The sequence below is a fragment of the Mesorhizobium salmacidum (SeqCode) genome, assembly GCF_037179605.1.
Lineage (GTDB): Bacteria > Pseudomonadota > Alphaproteobacteria > Rhizobiales > Rhizobiaceae > Mesorhizobium > Mesorhizobium salmacidum.
Genome location: NZ_JAPYKS010000012.1, coordinates 113,996 through 130,185, shown reverse-complemented (window position 1 = coordinate 130,185; position 16,190 = coordinate 113,996). Strand labels below are relative to the sequence as shown.

18 protein-coding genes are annotated in these 16,190 nt (G+C 63.2%); 11 read left to right on the top strand and 7 right to left on the bottom strand.

Annotation, left to right across the window (positions count from 1 at the left end):
* Nucleotides 1-12: 12 nt before the first annotated feature.
* Both O7A60_RS17810 and O7A60_RS17805 read left to right on the top strand, forming a co-directional pair.
* The gene (locus O7A60_RS17810) at nt 13-1,149 is read left to right on the top strand and encodes an alpha-hydroxy acid oxidase (protein WP_140770396.1); all 1,137 of its coding nucleotides are present in this window, start codon (nt 13-15) and stop codon (nt 1,147-1,149) included.
* A gap of 34 nt (nt 1,150-1,183) precedes the next feature.
* A complete protein-coding gene (locus tag O7A60_RS17805) occupies nt 1,184-1,957 on the top strand; it encodes a metallophosphoesterase (RefSeq protein WP_337107394.1) in 774 nt (257 codons plus the stop codon).
* A gap of 36 nt (nt 1,958-1,993) precedes the next feature.
* Here O7A60_RS17805 and O7A60_RS17800 read toward each other — a convergent pair whose 3' ends face one another.
* On the bottom strand, nt 1,994-2,125 hold the full coding sequence (locus O7A60_RS17800) for a hypothetical protein (RefSeq protein ID WP_013893872.1): 132 nt from the start codon (nt 2,123-2,125) through the stop codon (nt 1,994-1,996).
* Between the two features lie 323 nt (nt 2,126-2,448).
* A complete protein-coding gene (locus O7A60_RS17795; protein ID WP_140713505.1) occupies nt 2,449-3,147 on the bottom strand; it encodes a type 1 glutamine amidotransferase in 699 nt (232 codons plus the stop codon).
* A gap of 86 nt (nt 3,148-3,233) precedes the next feature.
* Between O7A60_RS17795 and O7A60_RS17790 the strand changes: the two genes are divergently transcribed.
* The 5 genes from O7A60_RS17790 to O7A60_RS17770 all read left to right on the top strand — a co-directional run bounded on the left by O7A60_RS17790 (nt 3,234) and on the right by O7A60_RS17770 (nt 7,599).
* Entirely contained in the window at nt 3,234-3,881 is a 648-nt protein-coding gene (locus tag O7A60_RS17790) for a hypothetical protein (protein ID WP_337107343.1), read from the top strand.
* Nucleotides 3,882-3,912: 31 nt separating this feature from the next.
* Nucleotides 3,913-4,647: a 16S rRNA (uracil(1498)-N(3))-methyltransferase gene (locus O7A60_RS17785; protein WP_337107393.1), complete on the top strand. Its 735-nt coding sequence runs from the start codon at nt 3,913-3,915 to the stop codon at nt 4,645-4,647.
* Nucleotides 4,648-4,791: 144 nt separating this feature from the next.
* Nucleotides 4,792-6,165 (top strand): glutamate--cysteine ligase, encoded by a 1,374-nt coding sequence (locus O7A60_RS17780; RefSeq protein WP_337107342.1) that lies wholly within the window; start codon nt 4,792-4,794, stop codon nt 6,163-6,165.
* Nucleotides 6,166-6,254: 89 nt separating this feature from the next.
* The gene (locus tag O7A60_RS17775) at nt 6,255-7,277 is read left to right on the top strand and encodes a DUF937 domain-containing protein (RefSeq protein WP_337107341.1); all 1,023 of its coding nucleotides are present in this window, start codon (nt 6,255-6,257) and stop codon (nt 7,275-7,277) included.
* A gap of 97 nt (nt 7,278-7,374) precedes the next feature.
* Nucleotides 7,375-7,599, top strand: a complete 225-nt coding sequence (locus O7A60_RS17770) for a type II toxin-antitoxin system HicB family antitoxin (RefSeq protein ID WP_337107340.1) — start codon at nt 7,375-7,377, stop codon at nt 7,597-7,599.
* 140 nt (nt 7,600-7,739) lie between these two features.
* On the opposite strand, the gene O7A60_RS17765 is transcribed toward O7A60_RS17770, so the two are convergent.
* A complete protein-coding gene (locus tag O7A60_RS17765; protein ID WP_224570360.1) occupies nt 7,740-8,030 on the bottom strand; it encodes a DUF1127 domain-containing protein in 291 nt (96 codons plus the stop codon).
* Nucleotides 8,031-8,207: 177 nt separating this feature from the next.
* On the opposite strand from O7A60_RS17765, the gene O7A60_RS17760 reads away from it, so the two are divergent.
* The 3 genes from O7A60_RS17760 to O7A60_RS17750 all read left to right on the top strand — a co-directional run bounded on the left by O7A60_RS17760 (nt 8,208) and on the right by O7A60_RS17750 (nt 12,006).
* Complete coding sequence (locus O7A60_RS17760; protein WP_337107339.1) at nt 8,208-9,164, top strand: LysR substrate-binding domain-containing protein; 957 nt, start codon at nt 8,208-8,210, stop codon at nt 9,162-9,164.
* Between the two features lie 72 nt (nt 9,165-9,236).
* Nucleotides 9,237-10,883, top strand: a complete 1,647-nt coding sequence (gene xseA, locus O7A60_RS17755) for an exodeoxyribonuclease VII large subunit (protein WP_337107338.1) — start codon at nt 9,237-9,239, stop codon at nt 10,881-10,883.
* 4 nt (nt 10,884-10,887) lie between these two features.
* Nucleotides 10,888-12,006 (top strand): DmpA family aminopeptidase, encoded by a 1,119-nt coding sequence (locus tag O7A60_RS17750; RefSeq protein WP_337107337.1) that lies wholly within the window; start codon nt 10,888-10,890, stop codon nt 12,004-12,006.
* A gap of 66 nt (nt 12,007-12,072) precedes the next feature.
* On the opposite strand, the gene O7A60_RS17745 is transcribed toward O7A60_RS17750, so the two are convergent.
* The 3 genes from O7A60_RS17745 to O7A60_RS17735 form a co-directional block, all read right to left on the bottom strand.
* Entirely contained in the window at nt 12,073-12,324 is a 252-nt protein-coding gene (locus O7A60_RS17745) for a DUF768 domain-containing protein (protein WP_027146174.1), read from the bottom strand.
* 400 nt (nt 12,325-12,724) lie between these two features.
* Nucleotides 12,725-13,414 carry an SDR family NAD(P)-dependent oxidoreductase gene (locus tag O7A60_RS17740; protein WP_337107336.1) on the bottom strand — a complete coding sequence of 230 codons (690 nt, stop codon included), beginning with the start codon at nt 13,412-13,414 and terminating at the stop codon, nt 12,725-12,727.
* A gap of 286 nt (nt 13,415-13,700) precedes the next feature.
* Nucleotides 13,701-14,720 (bottom strand): isopenicillin N synthase family dioxygenase, encoded by a 1,020-nt coding sequence (locus O7A60_RS17735; RefSeq protein ID WP_337107335.1) that lies wholly within the window; start codon nt 14,718-14,720, stop codon nt 13,701-13,703.
* 375 nt (nt 14,721-15,095) lie between these two features.
* On the opposite strand from O7A60_RS17735, the gene O7A60_RS17730 reads away from it, so the two are divergent.
* Complete coding sequence (locus tag O7A60_RS17730; RefSeq protein WP_337107334.1) at nt 15,096-15,272, top strand: hypothetical protein; 177 nt, start codon at nt 15,096-15,098, stop codon at nt 15,270-15,272.
* Nucleotides 15,273-15,284: 12 nt separating this feature from the next.
* Here the strand turns inward: O7A60_RS17730 and O7A60_RS17725 are convergent, their stop codons facing one another.
* Nucleotides 15,285-16,181: a dihydrodipicolinate synthase family protein gene (locus tag O7A60_RS17725; protein ID WP_337107333.1), complete on the bottom strand. Its 897-nt coding sequence runs from the start codon at nt 16,179-16,181 to the stop codon at nt 15,285-15,287.
* Between the last annotated feature and the right edge of the window lie 9 nt (nt 16,182-16,190).

The following is a 16,190-nucleotide window of genomic DNA, read 5'->3' as shown; positions in this document are numbered from 1 at the left end:
GCGGGGACCATCATGAGCGACATTCTCACCATCGCAGACCTCAAGGATCTCGCGCGCCGGCGCGTGCCCAAGATGTTCTTCGACTATGCCGACTCAGGCGCCTGGACCGAGAGCACCTACCGCGCGAACGAGGAAGACTTCCAGAAGATCAAGTTCCGCCAGCGCGTGCTGGTCGACATGAGCAACCGCTCACTGGAAACGACCATGATCGGTCAGAAAGTGTCGATGCCGGTAGCGCTGGCGCCGACCGGCCTGACCGGCATGCAGCATGCCGACGGCGAGATGCTGGCAGCGCAGGCGGCAGAGGAATTCGGCGTGCCGTTCACGCTCTCGACGATGAGCATCTGCTCGATCGAGGATGTCGCTTCGGTGACAAAGAAACCGTTCTGGTTCCAGCTCTATGTACTGCGCGACAAGGACTTCGTGCTCAATCTGATCGACAGGGCGAAGGCGGCGAAGTGCTCGGCGCTGGTGCTGACGCTCGACCTGCAGGTCCTCGGCCAGCGCCACAAGGATGTTCGCAACGGGCTTTCAGCGCCACCCAAGATGACGCTGGCCAACATAGCCAACATCGCGGTGCGGCCTGGCTGGTGGATGGGCATGGCTGGCACGAAGCGCCGTACCTTCCGCAATATCGTCGGCCATGCCAAGGGCGTCGGCGACGTGGCTTCGCTGTCGTCATGGACGACGGAGCAGTTCGATCCGCAACTGTCGTGGAAGGACGTCGCCTGGATCAAGGAGCGCTGGGGCGGCAAGCTGATCCTCAAGGGCATTCTCGACAAGGAAGACGCACTGATGGCGGCCAAGACCGGCGCCGACGCGATCATCGTTTCGAACCATGGCGGGCGGCAGCTCGATGGCGCGTCATCGTCGATCATGGTGCTGGAGGAGATCGCCGATGCGGTTGGCGACAGAATAGAAGTGCATATGGACGGCGGCATCCGCTCCGGCCAGGACGTGTTGAAAGCGCTCTGCCTGGGCGCCAAGGGCACCTATATCGGCCGACCATTTCTTTACGGCCTGGGCGCGCTCGGCAAGGAAGGGGTTACCAAAGCGTTGGAAATCATCCGCAAGGAGATGGACATTACGCTGGCTCTGTGCGGAAAGCGTCTGGTCACCGACATGGGCAAGGACCAGCTCCGGCGCTAAGTCCGTGACATCTGACCACGGAGATATCAAGACCTTGGCGGAACCCGGCATCCATTTCCTCGACGCACACGGGCCGGCCGGCGTGCGTCTCTACGCGATCGGCGACGTGCATGGCCGGCTCGACCTGCTGGCCGCCATGCACGGCCAGATCAAGGCCGAGATCGCGAAGGACCTGGTTGCGGACTGGCGCATCATCCATCTTGGCGACTATGTCGATCGCGGACCGGAGTCCAAGGGCGTCATCGACTTTCTGATCGAAGCGCGCGAACGCGATCCGCGAAACATGATGCTGGTTGGCAACCACGACATCGGCTTTCTCGACTTTCTCAAGACACCCGATCCCGAAGGGCTCTTCATCCGCTTTGGCGGTATCCAGACCGCGCAATCCTATGGGGTGACGATCAGCAACGGCAGCGGCGTTTGGTTCGGCAAGGCGGAATCAGCCATGCGCAAGGGCCACCAAGCCCTGCTCGAAGCCGTGCCGCAAAGCCATGTCGACTTCCTGCGATCGTTGCCGTTCTCGGTGACGTCAGGCGACTTCTTCTTCTGCCATGCCGGCATCAGGCCAGGCATTCCCCTGGACAATCAGAACCCGCAGGACCTGATCTGGATCCGTGACGTCTTCCACGACCACACCGGCCTCTTCGCCAAGGTCGTGGTGCACGGTCACACACCGGTCCCGGAGGCGGAAGTGATGGCCAACCGCGTCAATGTCGACACGCTTGCCTGGCAATCAGGCATGCTTACCGCGCTCGTCGTGGACGGCGTGGACAAACGCATCCTGGAAATGTCGATAAAAGAGCCTTGAGGGCCTCGGCGCCCGAGGGTGTGACGGATGCCCTGGCTAGCGCAGGGAGGCGGTGACGCCGTAGCCGTCGACGGCGTTGTGGTTGTTGGCCGCATCGGCGGCATAGATACCCAATCCGCAAAGCACGATGGCGGACAACATGGCAAAGGACAGAAGCGCTGCTTTCACGGAGGTCATCTCTTGTTGAGCCTTCTGCATCTGTGCACGAGGCGGTTACCAATGCGTTGAAAAGGAAAAATCGCTTCAAAGTTTCGACGATTTCGCGCTTCTAGGCGTGTTCCGTATCGATGGTGTGTCGCGCGGGTCACCACAAAAGGTTCATCCCAGTTGCACAGCCGACATAGGGCGCGCGCCTTCTAGGATGGCGGCCGGACACAAGCCAAGGATGAAAGGAGTTTTCCCGGACGGATTCATGGCCGCGTGCCAATTATGTCACGCAGAACGCGAGGGATGGACGCTCAGGCTGTCTCGAAATTCGCTCTGACAGCCTCTCAGATCGTCGCCACCCAGGCACGGGCAATGGCGAGACCAGCAGCATCGGCGTCAGGGCCGTTGCGGGCCATTTCGCCATCGAGCCTGCCGGCCCAGTCGGGATGGCGCGCGGCAATGATCGGCGCGAAGGATGAGCTCCAATCCTTCACCATCGGCCGGTCAGCCTCGAAGTGGAACTGGAAGCCGTAGACGGCGCGGCCGAGGCGAAACGCCTGGTTTTCGGCGACATCGTTGCCGGCGAGCCGCACGGCGTTTTCGGGCAGCACGAACGTGTCGTCGTGCCATTGGAAGATCGGGAACTTTTCCGGCAGCTCAGCCAGCACCGGATCGGCCCTGGCGTCCGGCGTCAGCGACACGCCGCGCCAGCCGAATTCGTTGGCGCCGCCGATGCGGTTCTCGCCGCCAAAGGCACGGGCGACGAGTTGGCCGCCGAGGCAGATGCCGAGCACGGCGCGGTCCTTGCCGGCAAAATCGCGGGTCAGTTCGAGCAGCGCCGGAAAATAGGGATATTCTTCGTCGGCCAGCGCATTCTGGCCGCCGCCGAGCACCACCATGGCATCATGGCCGGTAGCGTCCTGTGGCAGCGGATCGCCCTTGTAGGGGAGGCGCACATCGAGATCGGCACCCGCTTCCGCCAGTGCCGCGCCGACCTGGCCGAGCCCGGTATTGTCGTAGTTCTGGACAACCAGCACGCGCATCGAAAACCTGCTGACATGAAAAAGGTGCCGCGAGCGATATCATGACGCCGGCATTTCAGCCAAGATACGGGCGCGCGGAGAAAACTATGCCACTGCAGAACCGGGTCGATCCGTTCGGCGCCATCCACGCCGTGCCGGAGCGCGGCCTGTTCACCGGCAATCGCGGCATCATCCACGACCCCGCGACAAAGACTCTCCTGAAAAAGCGCTGGGCGCTTCAGGCCTGGATCATCTGCGTATGCCAATTCCGCAATGTGCGGCGCGAGCCGATGGGCCGCAACCGGGCCGGTGGCAAGGCCGGCTGGACCGAGCTGTTCTTTCTCGACGAGGTGACGGCGCTCGCCGCCGGGCATCGCCCCTGCTTCTTTTGCCAGCGCGAACGGGCCAGGGATTTTGTCGCCCGCTTCGGCCAAGCCTTCGGTATTGCCGAGCCGCGCGCGCCGCAGGTCGACAAGCGACTGCACAAGGAGCGGCTGGCTTCCGGCGGCAAACGGCCTGCGGTCGCAATGGACGCGCTTGCCCGCCTGCCCAACGGTGCGATGATCGCGGCTGGCGGCAGCGCGTACGCCTTGCGCCACGGCGAGGCATTGCCATGGGCTTTTGCCGGATATGGCCCGCCAACCAGCCTTGATCGGTTCGAGGACGAGACGCTTGTGCTGCTGACCCCGGAAACGACGCTTGCCGTCCTGCGCCATGGCTTTCAACCCGTGTGGCATCCTTCCGCCAAGGCTTGACGCCGGCAGCCGCCTCGCCCATTCCTCGGCCATGCGCGCCAACTACAAGATGCAACGTCTGTTCGTGCCCGATGACCTCGGACCAGACATCGAGTTCGAACCCGGCCAGCAGCAGAGCCATTATCTCCTGCATGTGCTGCGGCTCGCCGAAGGCACCGAGATCCTTGTCTTCAATGGCCGCGACGGCGAGTGGTCGGCGGCGATATCAGCGAAATCAAAGCGGTCGGTGCGGCTGAAGGTACTGGCACCGCAAAGACCGCAGCCGCCTTTGCCCGATCTCATCTATTGTTTCGCACCGCTGAAGCAAGGCCGGCTCGATTATCTCGTGCAGAAAGCGGTCGAGATGGGCGCCGGCATCTTGCAGCCGGTCATCACCCAGCACACGCAGGTGGCAAAACCGTCGATCGATCGCCTGCGCGCCAATGTCGTCGAGGCCGCCGAACAATGCGGCATCCTGGCGGTGCCGGAGGTTCGCGAGGCGGAAAAATTCGAGCGCCTGCTGATCGGCTGGGACAAGGAAAGGCGGCTGATCTTCTGCGACGAGGACGCCTCGACCAACAACCCGTTGCCTGCCTTGCAGGCGGTAAAGGAGAAAAAGCTCGCCCTGCTGGTCGGGCCCGAGGGCGGCTTTTCCGACGAGGAGCGTAAGACGTTGCGGGCGCTTCCCTTCGTGACCGCCATCCCGCTCGGGCCGCGTATCCTGCGCGCCGACACGGCGGCCGTGGCGGCGCTTGCGGCGATGCAGGCAACAATCGGCGACTGGTAGGACGTTGTCTCTCGCAAGAGGTGCTTGCGGGCAGTGGCCTTCAATTCCTCTTGACCTGTGGCTCAGGATTTTTCGCTTGATCGGCTACTGACATTTCGTCCATTTAGCGCCGGCGGTGGTCCAACCGCCTTTGAGGGCTTGAAAATGGCGCGCGACACAACCGATTTCCGGCCCATCGAAAGCGTAGACGAGCTTGTCGAGCACCTGGCCGAAGGCAACAAGCCGCGTGAAAAATGGCGCATCGGCACCGAGCACGAAAAATTCCCGTTCTATGTCGATGGCAACGCACCGGTGCCTTACGGCGGCGAGCGCGGCATCCGCGCCATCCTAGAAGGCATGCAGAACAAGCTGGGCTGGGATCCGATCATGGATGCCGGCCGCATCATCGGTCTGGTCGAGCCGACCGGCCAGGGCGCGATTTCCCTTGAGCCCGGCGGACAATTCGAGCTCTCCGGTGCGCCGCTGGAGTCCATCCACCAGACCTGCCGCGAAGGCAACGCCCACCTGGCGCAGGTGCGCGAGATCGCCGAGCCGATGGGCATCCGCTTCCTTGGCCTCGGCGGCAGCCCGAAATGGTCGCTGGCCGAGACGCCGAAAATGCCGAAGTCGCGCTATGAGATCATGACGCGCTACATGCCCAAGGTCGGCACCAAGGGCCTCGACATGATGTACCGCACCTGCACGATCCAGGTGAACCTCGACTTCGAGAGCGAGACCGACATGCGGCGCAAGATGCAGGTGTCGCTGAAACTGCAGCCGCTGTCGACGGCGCTGTTCGCCAACTCGCCCTTCACCGACAGCCGGCCGAACGGGCTGCAGAGCTGGCGCGGCGACATCTGGCGCGACACCGACAACCAGCGCTCCGGCCTGCTCGAATTCTGCTTCTCGCCGGATTTCGGCTTTGCCGACTATGTCGAATGGGCGCTCGACGTGCCGATGTATTTCGTCATCCGTGACGGCCACTATTATGACATGACGCACATCACCTTCCGCCAGTTCATGGCCGGTGCCGCGCGTAACGAAGTGCCGGACGGCCTGCCGACGATGGGCGATTGGGCGAACCATCTGTCGACTTTGTTCCCAGACGTTCGGCTGAAGCGTTTCCTGGAAATGCGCGGCGCCGATGGCGGTCCCTGGCGGCGCATCTGCGCGCTGCCGGCCTTCTGGGTCGGGCTGCTTTATGACGAGGCAGCACTCGACGCGGCCGAGGCGTTGACGTCGAGCTGGACCTACAAGGAAGTGCTGGCCATGCGCAACGCCGTGCCGGAGCTCGGTATTTCCGCGCCCTTCCGCAACACCACGCTGCGCGAGATCGCGCGCGACGTCATGGCCATTTCGCGCACCGGGCTGAAGAACCGCGGCAAGAAGAATCGCGACGGCTACGACGAAACCTCGTTCCTCAACACACTCGATGAAGTTGTGGCGCGCGGCACCACCAGCGCCGAGGAGATGCTGTCGGCCTATCACACGCGCTGGGGCGGCTCGATCGAGCCGGTATTCATGGAATATGCCTATTAACCGCGGGCGATGGCCACGGCAAAAGTAGCTTCAATCGGGCATTGAAACGAATTAGGCTCTCTTTCGAGGATTTCCCGGAGGAGAAGCCGATGCCCACCTTGTTCGACATGCTGACGCAGGCCCAGAACGGCAATGGCATGCAGGCGCTTGCCCAGCAATACGGGCTTTCGCTACAGCAGACACAGGCGGCGGTCGCCGCACTGTTGCCGGCCTTTTCACAAGGGTTGCAGCGCAACACCGCCGATCCCTATGGGCTCGGCGCCTTCATGACGGCGATGGCAAGCGGCCAGCACGCCAAGTATTTCGAGGACGCGACACGCGCCTTCTCCCCGCAAGGCGTCGATGAAGGCAACGGCATTCTGGGACATCTGTTCGGTTCGAAGGACCTGTCGCGCGCCGTGGCCAGCCAGGCGGCGCAGGCGAGCGGCGTCAGCCAGCAGGTCCTGCAGAAGATGCTGCCCGCGATCGCCTCGATGGTGATGGGCGGACTGTTCAAGCAGACGACAAATCAAATGCAGGCCGCGGCTGGTCTTGGTGGCGGCGGCAACAATCCGCTGGGCGAGATCATCGAGCAGATGATGCGGCAGGGCGGCATGCAGGCGCCGGCGCCGCAACAGCGCCAGGCACCGCCGCCTCAGATGGACAACCCGCTCGGCAAGGTCTTGCAGGACATGTTCGGCGGCGGCTCAGCGCAACCACAAAGCCAGCCGCAGCCGGCACCCAATCCCTATGGCGACAATCCGCTCGGCAAGGTGCTGCAGGACATGTTCGGTGGCGGCGCGCCGCAGCAACCACAAGGTCGACCCCAGCCACAGCAGACACAGAGCCCCTACGGCGACAACCCGCTGGGGAAAATCTTCGAGGAGATGCTGCGGCAAGGCGGCGGCTTCGGTGGCATGCCGGGCGGGCAGCCGGCGCCGCAACCTCAGGCACCGCAACCGCAGCAGCGCCAGACCCCACAGCCGCCGGCCAATCCAAGCGGCCGGCCAAGGAATCCGTTCGACGACATTTTCGGCAAGATGTTCGAAACCGGCGCCCAGCAGCGCGACGACTACCAGAAGGGCGTGGAAACGATCTTCGACCAGTTCAAGCGCGACATGGACCGGCGATAGCAGTTCAACGTCCGAGACAAATCCATGAGCAAACGGCTGGAGCAGATGCGCCGCAATATCCGGAAACTCGTAACATTCATCGACGAGGCAAAGAGACATGACGGACAGACTTGAATATCCGGTCATCATCGCGCCGCTTGCGATCGAAGACGGAGGTGGGTTTTCAGCCCTTGTACCAGATCTTCCTGGTTGCATGAGCGACGGTGAGACTCCCGAAGAGGTCATCGCAAATGTTCAAGATGCCATAGCGTCCTGGATAGAGGCCGCGCATGATCTCGGCAGATCGATACCAAAACCATCGCGAAAGCTGGCATTCGCCTGAGCAAAAAAGAAAGCCCGGTCCTTGGGAGGACCGGGCAGCGTGCAGGCAGGCCGGCGGGGAACCGGCAGGGAGTGGGAAGCCTGCATGAACCTTGGTCGCGCTGAGCCGCAAAAAGGTTCAACGGGACCGAAACTCAGCAATCAGGCCACCTTGCGGGCGATGTCCTCGATCGTTTCAACGCGATCGCTGGCGATCTCACGCAGGATCGCCGTCGGGTCGCGGCCAAACGGCACGTCGATTGCGACATGCAAGTCGGCGCGCGTCAGGCCGATATCGGCGAGTTCGGCGTCCGACATCTCGCCAAGGCGGTAGAAGGCGCGGCGATTTTTCCAGGCGCGGTAGGCGTTGGAGACGGTGTTGGCCACGCGCGTCGCAACGGCCGGACGCGAAGTGATGCGCGAGGTCTCGGTGGCGAAATCGATCGTGGTCATGTCGGTCTCCTTCAGACTCGAACGGGCGAAACCCGACGATCGGCGCTGATGACAGCGGCCGTTCCGGCTTCGATTCACATGCCTTCATGTGGACAATGCCAATTTGCCATCGATCGATTGATTAATCCAACGAATGTTTCTAATCTTTGGCATCAACACTAGTGATGGATCACGTCGATGAAAGCGCCGCTCGATCTCGATCAATTGCAGACCTTCATCTCGATCGCCGATACCGGCAGCTTCACCCGTGCAGCGGAAGAAGTGCACCGCACCCAGTCGGCGGTGTCGATGCAGATGCGCCGGCTGGAGGAACGGATCGGCAAGCCTCTGTTCGAGAAGGAGGGGCGCAGCAACAGGCTGACGGAGGAAGGCGACAAGCTGCTCTCCTACGCAAGACGGCTGCTCTATCTCAACCGCGAGACGCTCGCCGCCTTCGACGACCAGCGGCTCGAAGGCACGATCCGCATCGGCACGCCGGACGACTATGCCGACCGTTTCCTGCCGGAGATCATGGCACGCTTCACCCGCTCCAATCCGCGCGTCGAACTGACCGTCATCTGCGAACCGACGCCGGGGCTGGTCGAGCACATCAAGCGCGGCAATCTCGACCTGGCGCTGGTGACACACAATGATGTGCGCGGCCAATCGGAGGTGGTGCGGCGTGAACCGCTGCTGTGGGTCTCCTCGGCCAACCATGCGACGCATGAACAGGAAACGCTGCCGATGGCCTTCGGCCGGCCGAACTGCATCTGGAGGCGCGCCGCCGTCGACGTTCTGGACCAGCAGAACCGCGACTACCGCATCCTGTTCACCAGTTTCTCGGCAACCGTGATCACCGCGGCCGTGCTTTCGGGCCTGGCGATTTCGGTGCTGCCGGAATGCGCGCTCAGGCCCGGCATGCGGGTGCTGGGTGAAGCCGACGGCTTCGGCGCCCTGCCCGACTGCCGCATCGGCATCATGCGCGGCCAGACCTCACGACCCGAAATCGTCGATGCGCTTGCCCGCCACATCTCGGAAAGCCTGGACAACATCTCGATCCCGCTCGGCGAGGACACGGGAACGTTCGACTTCGCGGCCCTCGCCTTCGCCAAGATGAAGCGGAGCAAGGCAAACCAGATCGTGCCCGGCTGGTAGGATGCGGGTCATGAATATCGGGACTGACATGGCCGCCTTGACGTCGGCGCTCAACCAGCCCCCAATCACCGGATGAGCGAAGCAGCATCCGAATCACGCTCCAACGCCACCGAATACACGGTGAGCGAGATTTCGGGCGCGCTGAAGCGCACGGTCGAGGACGTCTTCGGCAATGTGCGGGTGCGCGGCGAAATCTCGGGCTATCGTGGGCCGCATTCCTCCGGCCATGCCTATTTCGCACTGAAGGACGACCGCGCGCGGCTCGACGCCGTGGTGTGGAAAGGCACGATGAGCCGGCTGAAATTCCGTCCCGAAGAGGGGATGGAGGTGATCGCCACCGGCAAGCTCACCACCTATCCCGGCAAGTCCAACTACCAGATCGTCATCGACAATCTGGAGCCGGCTGGCGCCGGGGCGCTGATGGCCCTGCTGGAGGAGCGCAAGCGCCGGCTGCAGGCTGAAGGGCTTTTCGACGCCGGCCGCAAGCGCCGGCTGCCATTCATGCCGTGCACCATCGGCGTCGTCACCTCGCCGACCGGGTCCGTCATCCGCGACATCATCCACCGCATCAAGGACCGCTTTCCGCTGCATGTACTGGTCTGGCCGGTGCGCGTGCAGGGCGACACGGCGAGTGCGGAAGTGACCAATGCCGTCACCGGTTTCAACGCGCTGGCGTGGGACAGCCCCATCCAGCGCCCCGATCTGCTGATCGTCGCGCGCGGCGGCGGCAGCCTGGAAGATCTGTGGGGCTTCAACGACGAGGCGCTCGCCCGCGCAGTCGCCGCCTCCGACATTCCGGTGATTTCGGCCGTCGGGCATGAAACCGACTGGACGCTGATCGACCTTGTCGCGGATGTGCGGGCGCCGACACCGACGGGCGCGGCCGAAATCGCCGTGCCGGTGAAGGCTGACCTCGAAGCGACGCTGGCCAGCCTCGGCGCACGGCTCAAGGCCGCGGTGCTGCGCAATTTCGAACGCAAGCGTCAGGCAGCCCGTGCGGCGGCGCGTGCGCTGCCCTCGCCCGATCAATTGCTGGCGTTGCCGCGCCGGCGCCTGGACGAGGCGACATCGAGGCTCGGTCGTGGCCTGATGGTTTCCACCGAGCGCAAGCGGGCACGATTCTTCGCCGTAAAATTGACGCCGGCAATGCTGTCGCAGCGGATTGCCGAGGCGCGGCGCACCAACGACCGTAACCTTTTGCGCGCGCAGTGGGCGCTGCGCACCCTGGCGAGAAGCCGGCGCGCGGAGCTCAATCGTGCCGCGGACCAGTTGCCAAAATGCGCCAAGGCGTCGTTGCAGCGGCACAGACAGCAACTGGCTTTGCTGCAGGGCCGCATCACGATCGAGCCGACAGCCCGGCGGCAACGTGTGCAGAGGGATATGCTGTCGGCTTTGACGAGACGCGGCGGTCAGGCGATGCTGCTCAGGCTGGAGCGGTTGCGCGGCCGCATCATCCAGGCCGACCGGCTGATGGCGACGCTTTCGCACAAGGCCGTCCTGGCGCGCGGCTTCGCGCTGGTTAAGGATGCCGACGGCGCCGTCATCAAGCAGGCCGCCGACGTGGCGTCTGGGATGGCGCTTTCGCTGGAATTCGCGGACGGTACGGCGGATGCGGTGGCAACCAGCGGCGCCGCGCGGCCAAAGCCCGCTGCCAAGCCGGCTGCAAAGGCCACAGTTGGCAAGGCTAGAGAACCCGGCAATCAGGGATCCTTGTTCTAAGAGCATGACCGACAATCCGCACCATCTGGCAACGCCGTCCGGCAAGCCGCGCGCGCGAAGCTTCAATATCGGCTTCGACGGAACGCCTGGGCCGTTCAACGCGATCACCGACGTGCCTGGCGTCGCGGTCGGCTATGCGACGCTGATATCGGGCGATGGTCCGCTTGTCGTCGGCAAGGGACCAGTGCGCACCGGTGTCACCGCGATCCTGCCCAAGCCGCGCGACGAACTGGCGACGCAGGTCTTCGCCGGCATCTTCAGCCAGAACGGCAATGGCGAACTGACCGGCTCGCACATCATCGAGGAAACCGGTGCCTTCAACTTCCCGATCACCATCACCAACACGCATTCCTGCGGGGTTTCGCGTGACGGCACGCTGCGTTGGATGAACCAAGTGCTGCCGGCGGCCGTCGACAGCGCCTGGGGCTTGCCCGTGGCAGCGGAGACCTATGACGGGTTTCTCAACGACATCAACGGCCACCATCTGACATCGGAGCATGTCGCCGAAGCCCTTGACGGCGCCGCCAGCAGTCCGATCGAGGAAGGCAGCGTCGGCGGCGGCACCGGCATGATCACTTTCGGCTTCAAGGCCGGTTCCGGCACGGCCTCGCGCATCGTCGCATGGCAAGGGCGCACCTACACGGTCGGCGCCTTCGTGCAGTCGAATTTCGGCAAGCGGCACAATTTCACCATTCGTGGCCTGCGCGCCGGTTCCGAACTCACCGAACCGGCGATCCGCGAAACCACGTCGCGTGCGGAAAAGGGCTCAATCATCGCCGTCGTCGCGACCGACGCGCCTTTCCTGCCGCACCAGATGAAGCGGCTGGCACGCCGCGTGCCGCTCGGCGTGGCCATGACCGGCGGCTTCGGCTACCACAGTTCGGGCGACATTTTTCTCGCCTTCTCGACCGCCAATCCTGCCGCTGCGCGGGGGCTGACTGGCCGCATCGCCAGCGCCGATTTCATTCCCGATGTGGACATCGACCCGTTCTTCGATGCCGTGATCCAGACGGTGGAGGAATCGATCCTCAACGCTCTTGTCGCCAATCACGACATGACCGGTCGCGATGGCAATTTCGTGCCTGCCCTGCCGAAAGCGTGGCTCAAAGAAAAATTTGGCTGAGAAGGGTACCAAAGACGAAAACGCGGGCCGAAGCCCGCGCATTCAGACAGGGTTGTCCCTGAAAATCTATTCCGCGGCCTTGCTGGAAGCCTGCTGGCTTTCGTCGGCCTCGGCCGCTTCCTCTAGCCGGGAAGCGATGAGTTCCTGGATGTCGCCGACTTCCTCCTGGATGTCCTCCAGCGGTATGCCGACCTCGGCCGCCTTGGCGGCGCATTCCCTGGCCAGTGTCTCGGCCTGCTTCTCGATCCTGGCCGGGGACTGGCAATGGACCTTTTCGCCGATCCATCCCCGCAAGAATTCGATCGCGTGTTCACTCATACTGCTATTCCCTTGCGGCAAAGCCGGTTGGTAATCCTAAACGTCTGCATCCCGTAAAGGATGCATGTTCCCATTCGAGCCGAGTCGCGGCCGGACGGCAAGCCGAAGCCGTCCAGGGTCCACAGAGCCGAAGGAATTCGAGGGGTGAAGAACATTTTCTGTTTCTGAAGGACTGTACCGTTGGCGGGATCTGCCCGCTCCAAGCAATTGCTTCTACCTTTTACGGCTTCCAGTCCGTTTCGTATCTCAATGGCTGTCGCTACAGCCGCCTTATGACGTTGCGCTTCAAGGCGCGAGCCATCGAAGCCGCCGCTATATAGTGATATCCATACACTATGTCGACTCTCCTCAAGGCCCGTGCACATGAGCCATGCAAAAGTCGCATGGATCGCAGATCCGGTCAGAAGTTTTCGACCCACGGCCTGAGTTCCATTTCCCAGGTCCAGGCGCTGCGGTGCTGGCGGTGGATGGCGAGATAGGCCTCGGCGATCGCGTCCGGCGACAGCCCCCGATCCTGCGGTTCGGACTCCTGTCCGGACGTGGCCGAGGCAATGGCGCCGTCGATGATGAAATGCGCGACGTGAATGTTCTTGGGCGCCAGTTCACGGGCCATGGACTGCGCCAGCCCGCGCAATCCGAATTTGGGCATCGCAAAGCCGGCGGAGTCGGCGAACCCCTTCACGCTTGCCGTCGCTCCGGTGAAGAAGATCGAGCCCGCCCCTTGAGCGATCAGCCGGCGGGCCGCCTGCTGGCCGACCAGGAACCCGCCATAGGCCCCGACAAGCAGCGCCTGACGAACCGCCTCGGGATCGAGTTCGGCCAGCGGACCGCGGGCGCGGCCGCCGGCGTTGAAAACCACCAGGGAAAGCGGGCCAGCTTTGTCGGCGACATCGAACAGACGCTCCACCGACGTGGCGTCGGAGACATCCGTTGCCACGGCTTGCGCGCCGGTTTGCACCTGCAATGCATCGAGCTTCTCGATGTCTCGGGCGGCCAGGACGATTTGGAACCCTTCTCTGGCGAGAAGACGCGCGATCGAGGCGCTCAAGCCGGAGCCCGCCCCGGCAATGACGGCGACATTGGATGTCATGAGACCTCTCCTTCTTCCACTGATTGCAATGGCTGGCAGATGTTGAACTCTGCCGGATCAGCGCCGCACCGGCAACGCGCACGGCGGAAAGAAAAATGGCCGGGCGCGAAAACGGCCCGGCCAAAAGAAGGTCATAACCTTCAGAGGGGAACACCGTTCAGCGAAATGGGAGGAAAACACCGAACGGATTTATCATTCTGAACCGATCCTTGCACGGGCACGACAAATGATTTTCTAAAATCGGTCCGAACTACGAAAAATTCTGTTCGTTCTTGTATCAACTGGCTCAACCCGCCCCGGTTTCCGGCTGAAGCAGGTCCGCGTAATGGCGGCGCGCGACGTCAGGGTGCGAGCGCAGCCGGCTTTTCAGCACATTGGTTCCGACATCGCGAAACAGCGGATTGTCCGGATCGCTGGCCGGCCCGCGCGCCTGCGCCGCTAGTTCCTCCGGCAATTCGAGCAGCGGTATCGTCGCATCGAGCTTGCTGCTGAAGAAGAACGGCACCGAAATGCGCTCGATGCCGGCGGGCGGCGTCACGACGCGATGCACGGTCGCGCGCAAATAGCCGTTCGACGCCAGTTCGAGCAATTCACCGATGTTGACGACGAGCGTGCCGGGAATGGGGTCCACATCCACCCAGCTGCCATCATAGTCGACCTGGAGCCCCTTGTTGTCATCCTGGAGCAGCAGCGTCAGGAAACCGCCATCCTTGTGCGCGCCGACACCTTGGTCGCCGCCGGTCGCCTCGCGGCCGGGGTAGCGCACGATCTTCATGCGGTGGTTTGGTGAGTCTCGATAGATCGGGTCGAAGGCATCCTCGGGTTGCTCGAGCGACAGCGCGAAAGCTTTCAGCAGCCGGATCGCCACCGCTGTTGCCTTGGCCTGCCAGGCAAGCAAGGCCGGTTTAAGCTCCGGCAACGCAGCCGGCCATTGGTTCGGCCCCTGCAGCCGCGTCCAGGCGGGAATTCCGGGGCCTTGCGCTATGGGTTGGCGCTCGACGCCGATGTCGAGCTGTTCGCGCCAATCGGCCTTGCCCTTGGTCAGCTCGCCGCCGGCGCGCGTATAGCCGCGGAACTGCGAGGACTTGACCATGTCGATCGCGAGCTTGTCGGCCTCGCCCAAGGCAAAGAAGCGGCGCGATGCGGTGAGCATCTCGCTGATCTCCGCCCACGAGATGCCATCCCCAGCCAGATAGAAAAAGCCGATGTCGCGCGAGGCGGAACGCAGATCCGCCAGAAACGTCCGACGTTCCGATGCGCCTTGTTCAAAGCGGCTCAGATCAAGCACGGGTACTATTCTGGGCATATCAGGCTCCTTTCCTGGTTTTCTGCGGATGTTTGGCCATCCGCAAACCAGGACTGTTGGACTTGCGTGCACTCTCGGCGGTCACAACGCCAGCAATGCCTGCAAGTCTCATCGACTCCAGATTGCCAAGAAAGAAACGATCGGCCCTTCGAAGCCGCCGCGACGAACAATTTTTCCACGCGCGCCGGCAAAGCTGACAATGGCCGCGATCATTCAGCAGGATGGCGGATCGCCGCAACTGCGCACGGCCTCTGCCCTATTGGGCTGCCCTGAGCAGCATGCCGAAGAGGTCGCGTGGCTCGTCGGGATCGGCCAGCAAGTCGAGCTCCTGGTAGAGGCCGGTCCCACGACAATGGCGTCTATCGCAGCTATGAGTTGGGTGCGGCCTTCAGCTATGTCGGGCTGAAGGCCAACGTGCTCGAATTCATCCCGCCACTGACGCCGACCGAAGATGAAGTGGCCGAGGACATTGATATCGTCGACCAAGCCATTGCCGACGTGAATGCCGGCAAGGTGTCGGATGCGGATGTCGCGTCGTTCATGATGTGGTGAAGGAGCCTCGGTTCACACCAGCCACTCCTTGATCGCCGGGCGGGCGAGCACCGCGCGCATGCGGTCCTCGGCATCGGTGACCGCCGGCGCCATCGGCGCGCGGGTCGGGCCGCAATCGACGCCGATGACGCGGAAGGCCGCCTTCATGCCCGGCAGCACGCCGGTCTCCAGCAGCGCCTCGACGAAGTCCTGCGACACCATCTGCAGCGCCTTCGCCCGTGAAAGATCGCCAGCGCGGACCGCCTGGTCGATCGCTACGTAGAGCCTGCCAAGCAGATTGTAGGTTGTGCCGATGCCGCCTTCGGTGCCGAGCATGCCGGCGGCGGCATAGATCTCATCGAAGCCGTAGTAGAAGAGCTTTTGCGGCTGCCGCTTGCGCAGCAGGGAATATTTGAAGAGGTCGGTGGAGGTGAACTTGATGCCGACGACATTTTTGAGATCGAGCAGCCGAACCAGCAGGGGAAGCGGCAGCGGCCGGCCTGTGCGCAAGGGGATTTCGTAGACGATAAGCGGCAGGTCCGTCGCCGCCGCAAGCGCCTGGTAATAGCCGAAGACCTCCTCGTCGGAGAACGGGTAGGAATGCGGCGGCAGCGCCGACAGCGCGTGATAGCCAAGCTTCTGCGCCTGCCGCGCCAGACGGATGGAATCGCGCAGGTTCGGCATGCCGACATGGGCGATCAGCTTGACGCCACTTGAGCCCGCGCCGGCGAAGGCCACTTCTTGCTGCGCCAACAATTCGTCCACCGTTAGCAAGCCGGATTCGCCGCTGCTGCCACCGACATAGAGACCGGCCAGACCCTGGCGCAGCACATAGTCGTTGATGTTGCGCTGGCGTTGCGGATCGAACTCGCCGGCATCGCTCAGTCCGGTCATCAGGGCGGCATACATGCCCGCCAATTGCTTGGTCATTGGGATCCT

What these genes read in the sequence shown, in the direction of transcription:
- O7A60_RS17810 (WP_140770396.1), top strand. Translation starts at nt 13, where the DNA reads ATGAGCGACATTCTCACCATCGCAGACCTCAAGGATCTCGCGCGCCGG.
- O7A60_RS17795 (WP_140713505.1), bottom strand. Translation starts at nt 3,147, where the DNA reads ATGCGCGTGCTGGTTGTCCAGAACTACGACAATACCGGGCTCGGCCAG.
- O7A60_RS17790 (WP_337107343.1), top strand. Translation starts at nt 3,234, where the DNA reads ATGCCACTGCAGAACCGGGTCGATCCGTTCGGCGCCATCCACGCCGTG.
- O7A60_RS17785 (WP_337107393.1), top strand. Translation starts at nt 3,913, where the DNA reads ATGCGCGCCAACTACAAGATGCAACGTCTGTTCGTGCCCGATGACCTC.
- O7A60_RS17780 (WP_337107342.1), top strand. Translation starts at nt 4,792, where the DNA reads ATGGCGCGCGACACAACCGATTTCCGGCCCATCGAAAGCGTAGACGAG.
- O7A60_RS17775 (WP_337107341.1), top strand. Translation starts at nt 6,255, where the DNA reads ATGCCCACCTTGTTCGACATGCTGACGCAGGCCCAGAACGGCAATGGC.
- O7A60_RS17770 (WP_337107340.1), top strand. Translation starts at nt 7,375, where the DNA reads ATGACGGACAGACTTGAATATCCGGTCATCATCGCGCCGCTTGCGATC.
- O7A60_RS17765 (WP_224570360.1), bottom strand. Translation starts at nt 8,030, where the DNA reads ATGACCACGATCGATTTCGCCACCGAGACCTCGCGCATCACTTCGCGT.
- O7A60_RS17760 (WP_337107339.1), top strand. Translation starts at nt 8,208, where the DNA reads ATGAAAGCGCCGCTCGATCTCGATCAATTGCAGACCTTCATCTCGATC.
- xseA (WP_337107338.1), top strand. Translation starts at nt 9,237, where the DNA reads ATGAGCGAAGCAGCATCCGAATCACGCTCCAACGCCACCGAATACACG.
- O7A60_RS17750 (WP_337107337.1), top strand. Translation starts at nt 10,888, where the DNA reads ATGACCGACAATCCGCACCATCTGGCAACGCCGTCCGGCAAGCCGCGC.
- O7A60_RS17745 (WP_027146174.1), bottom strand. Translation starts at nt 12,324, where the DNA reads ATGAGTGAACACGCGATCGAATTCTTGCGGGGATGGATCGGCGAAAAG.
- O7A60_RS17740 (WP_337107336.1), bottom strand. Translation starts at nt 13,414, where the DNA reads ATGACATCCAATGTCGCCGTCATTGCCGGGGCGGGCTCCGGCTTGAGC.
- O7A60_RS17735 (WP_337107335.1), bottom strand. Translation starts at nt 14,720, where the DNA reads ATGCCCAGAATAGTACCCGTGCTTGATCTGAGCCGCTTTGAACAAGGC.
- O7A60_RS17725 (WP_337107333.1), bottom strand. Translation starts at nt 16,181, where the DNA reads ATGACCAAGCAATTGGCGGGCATGTATGCCGCCCTGATGACCGGACTG.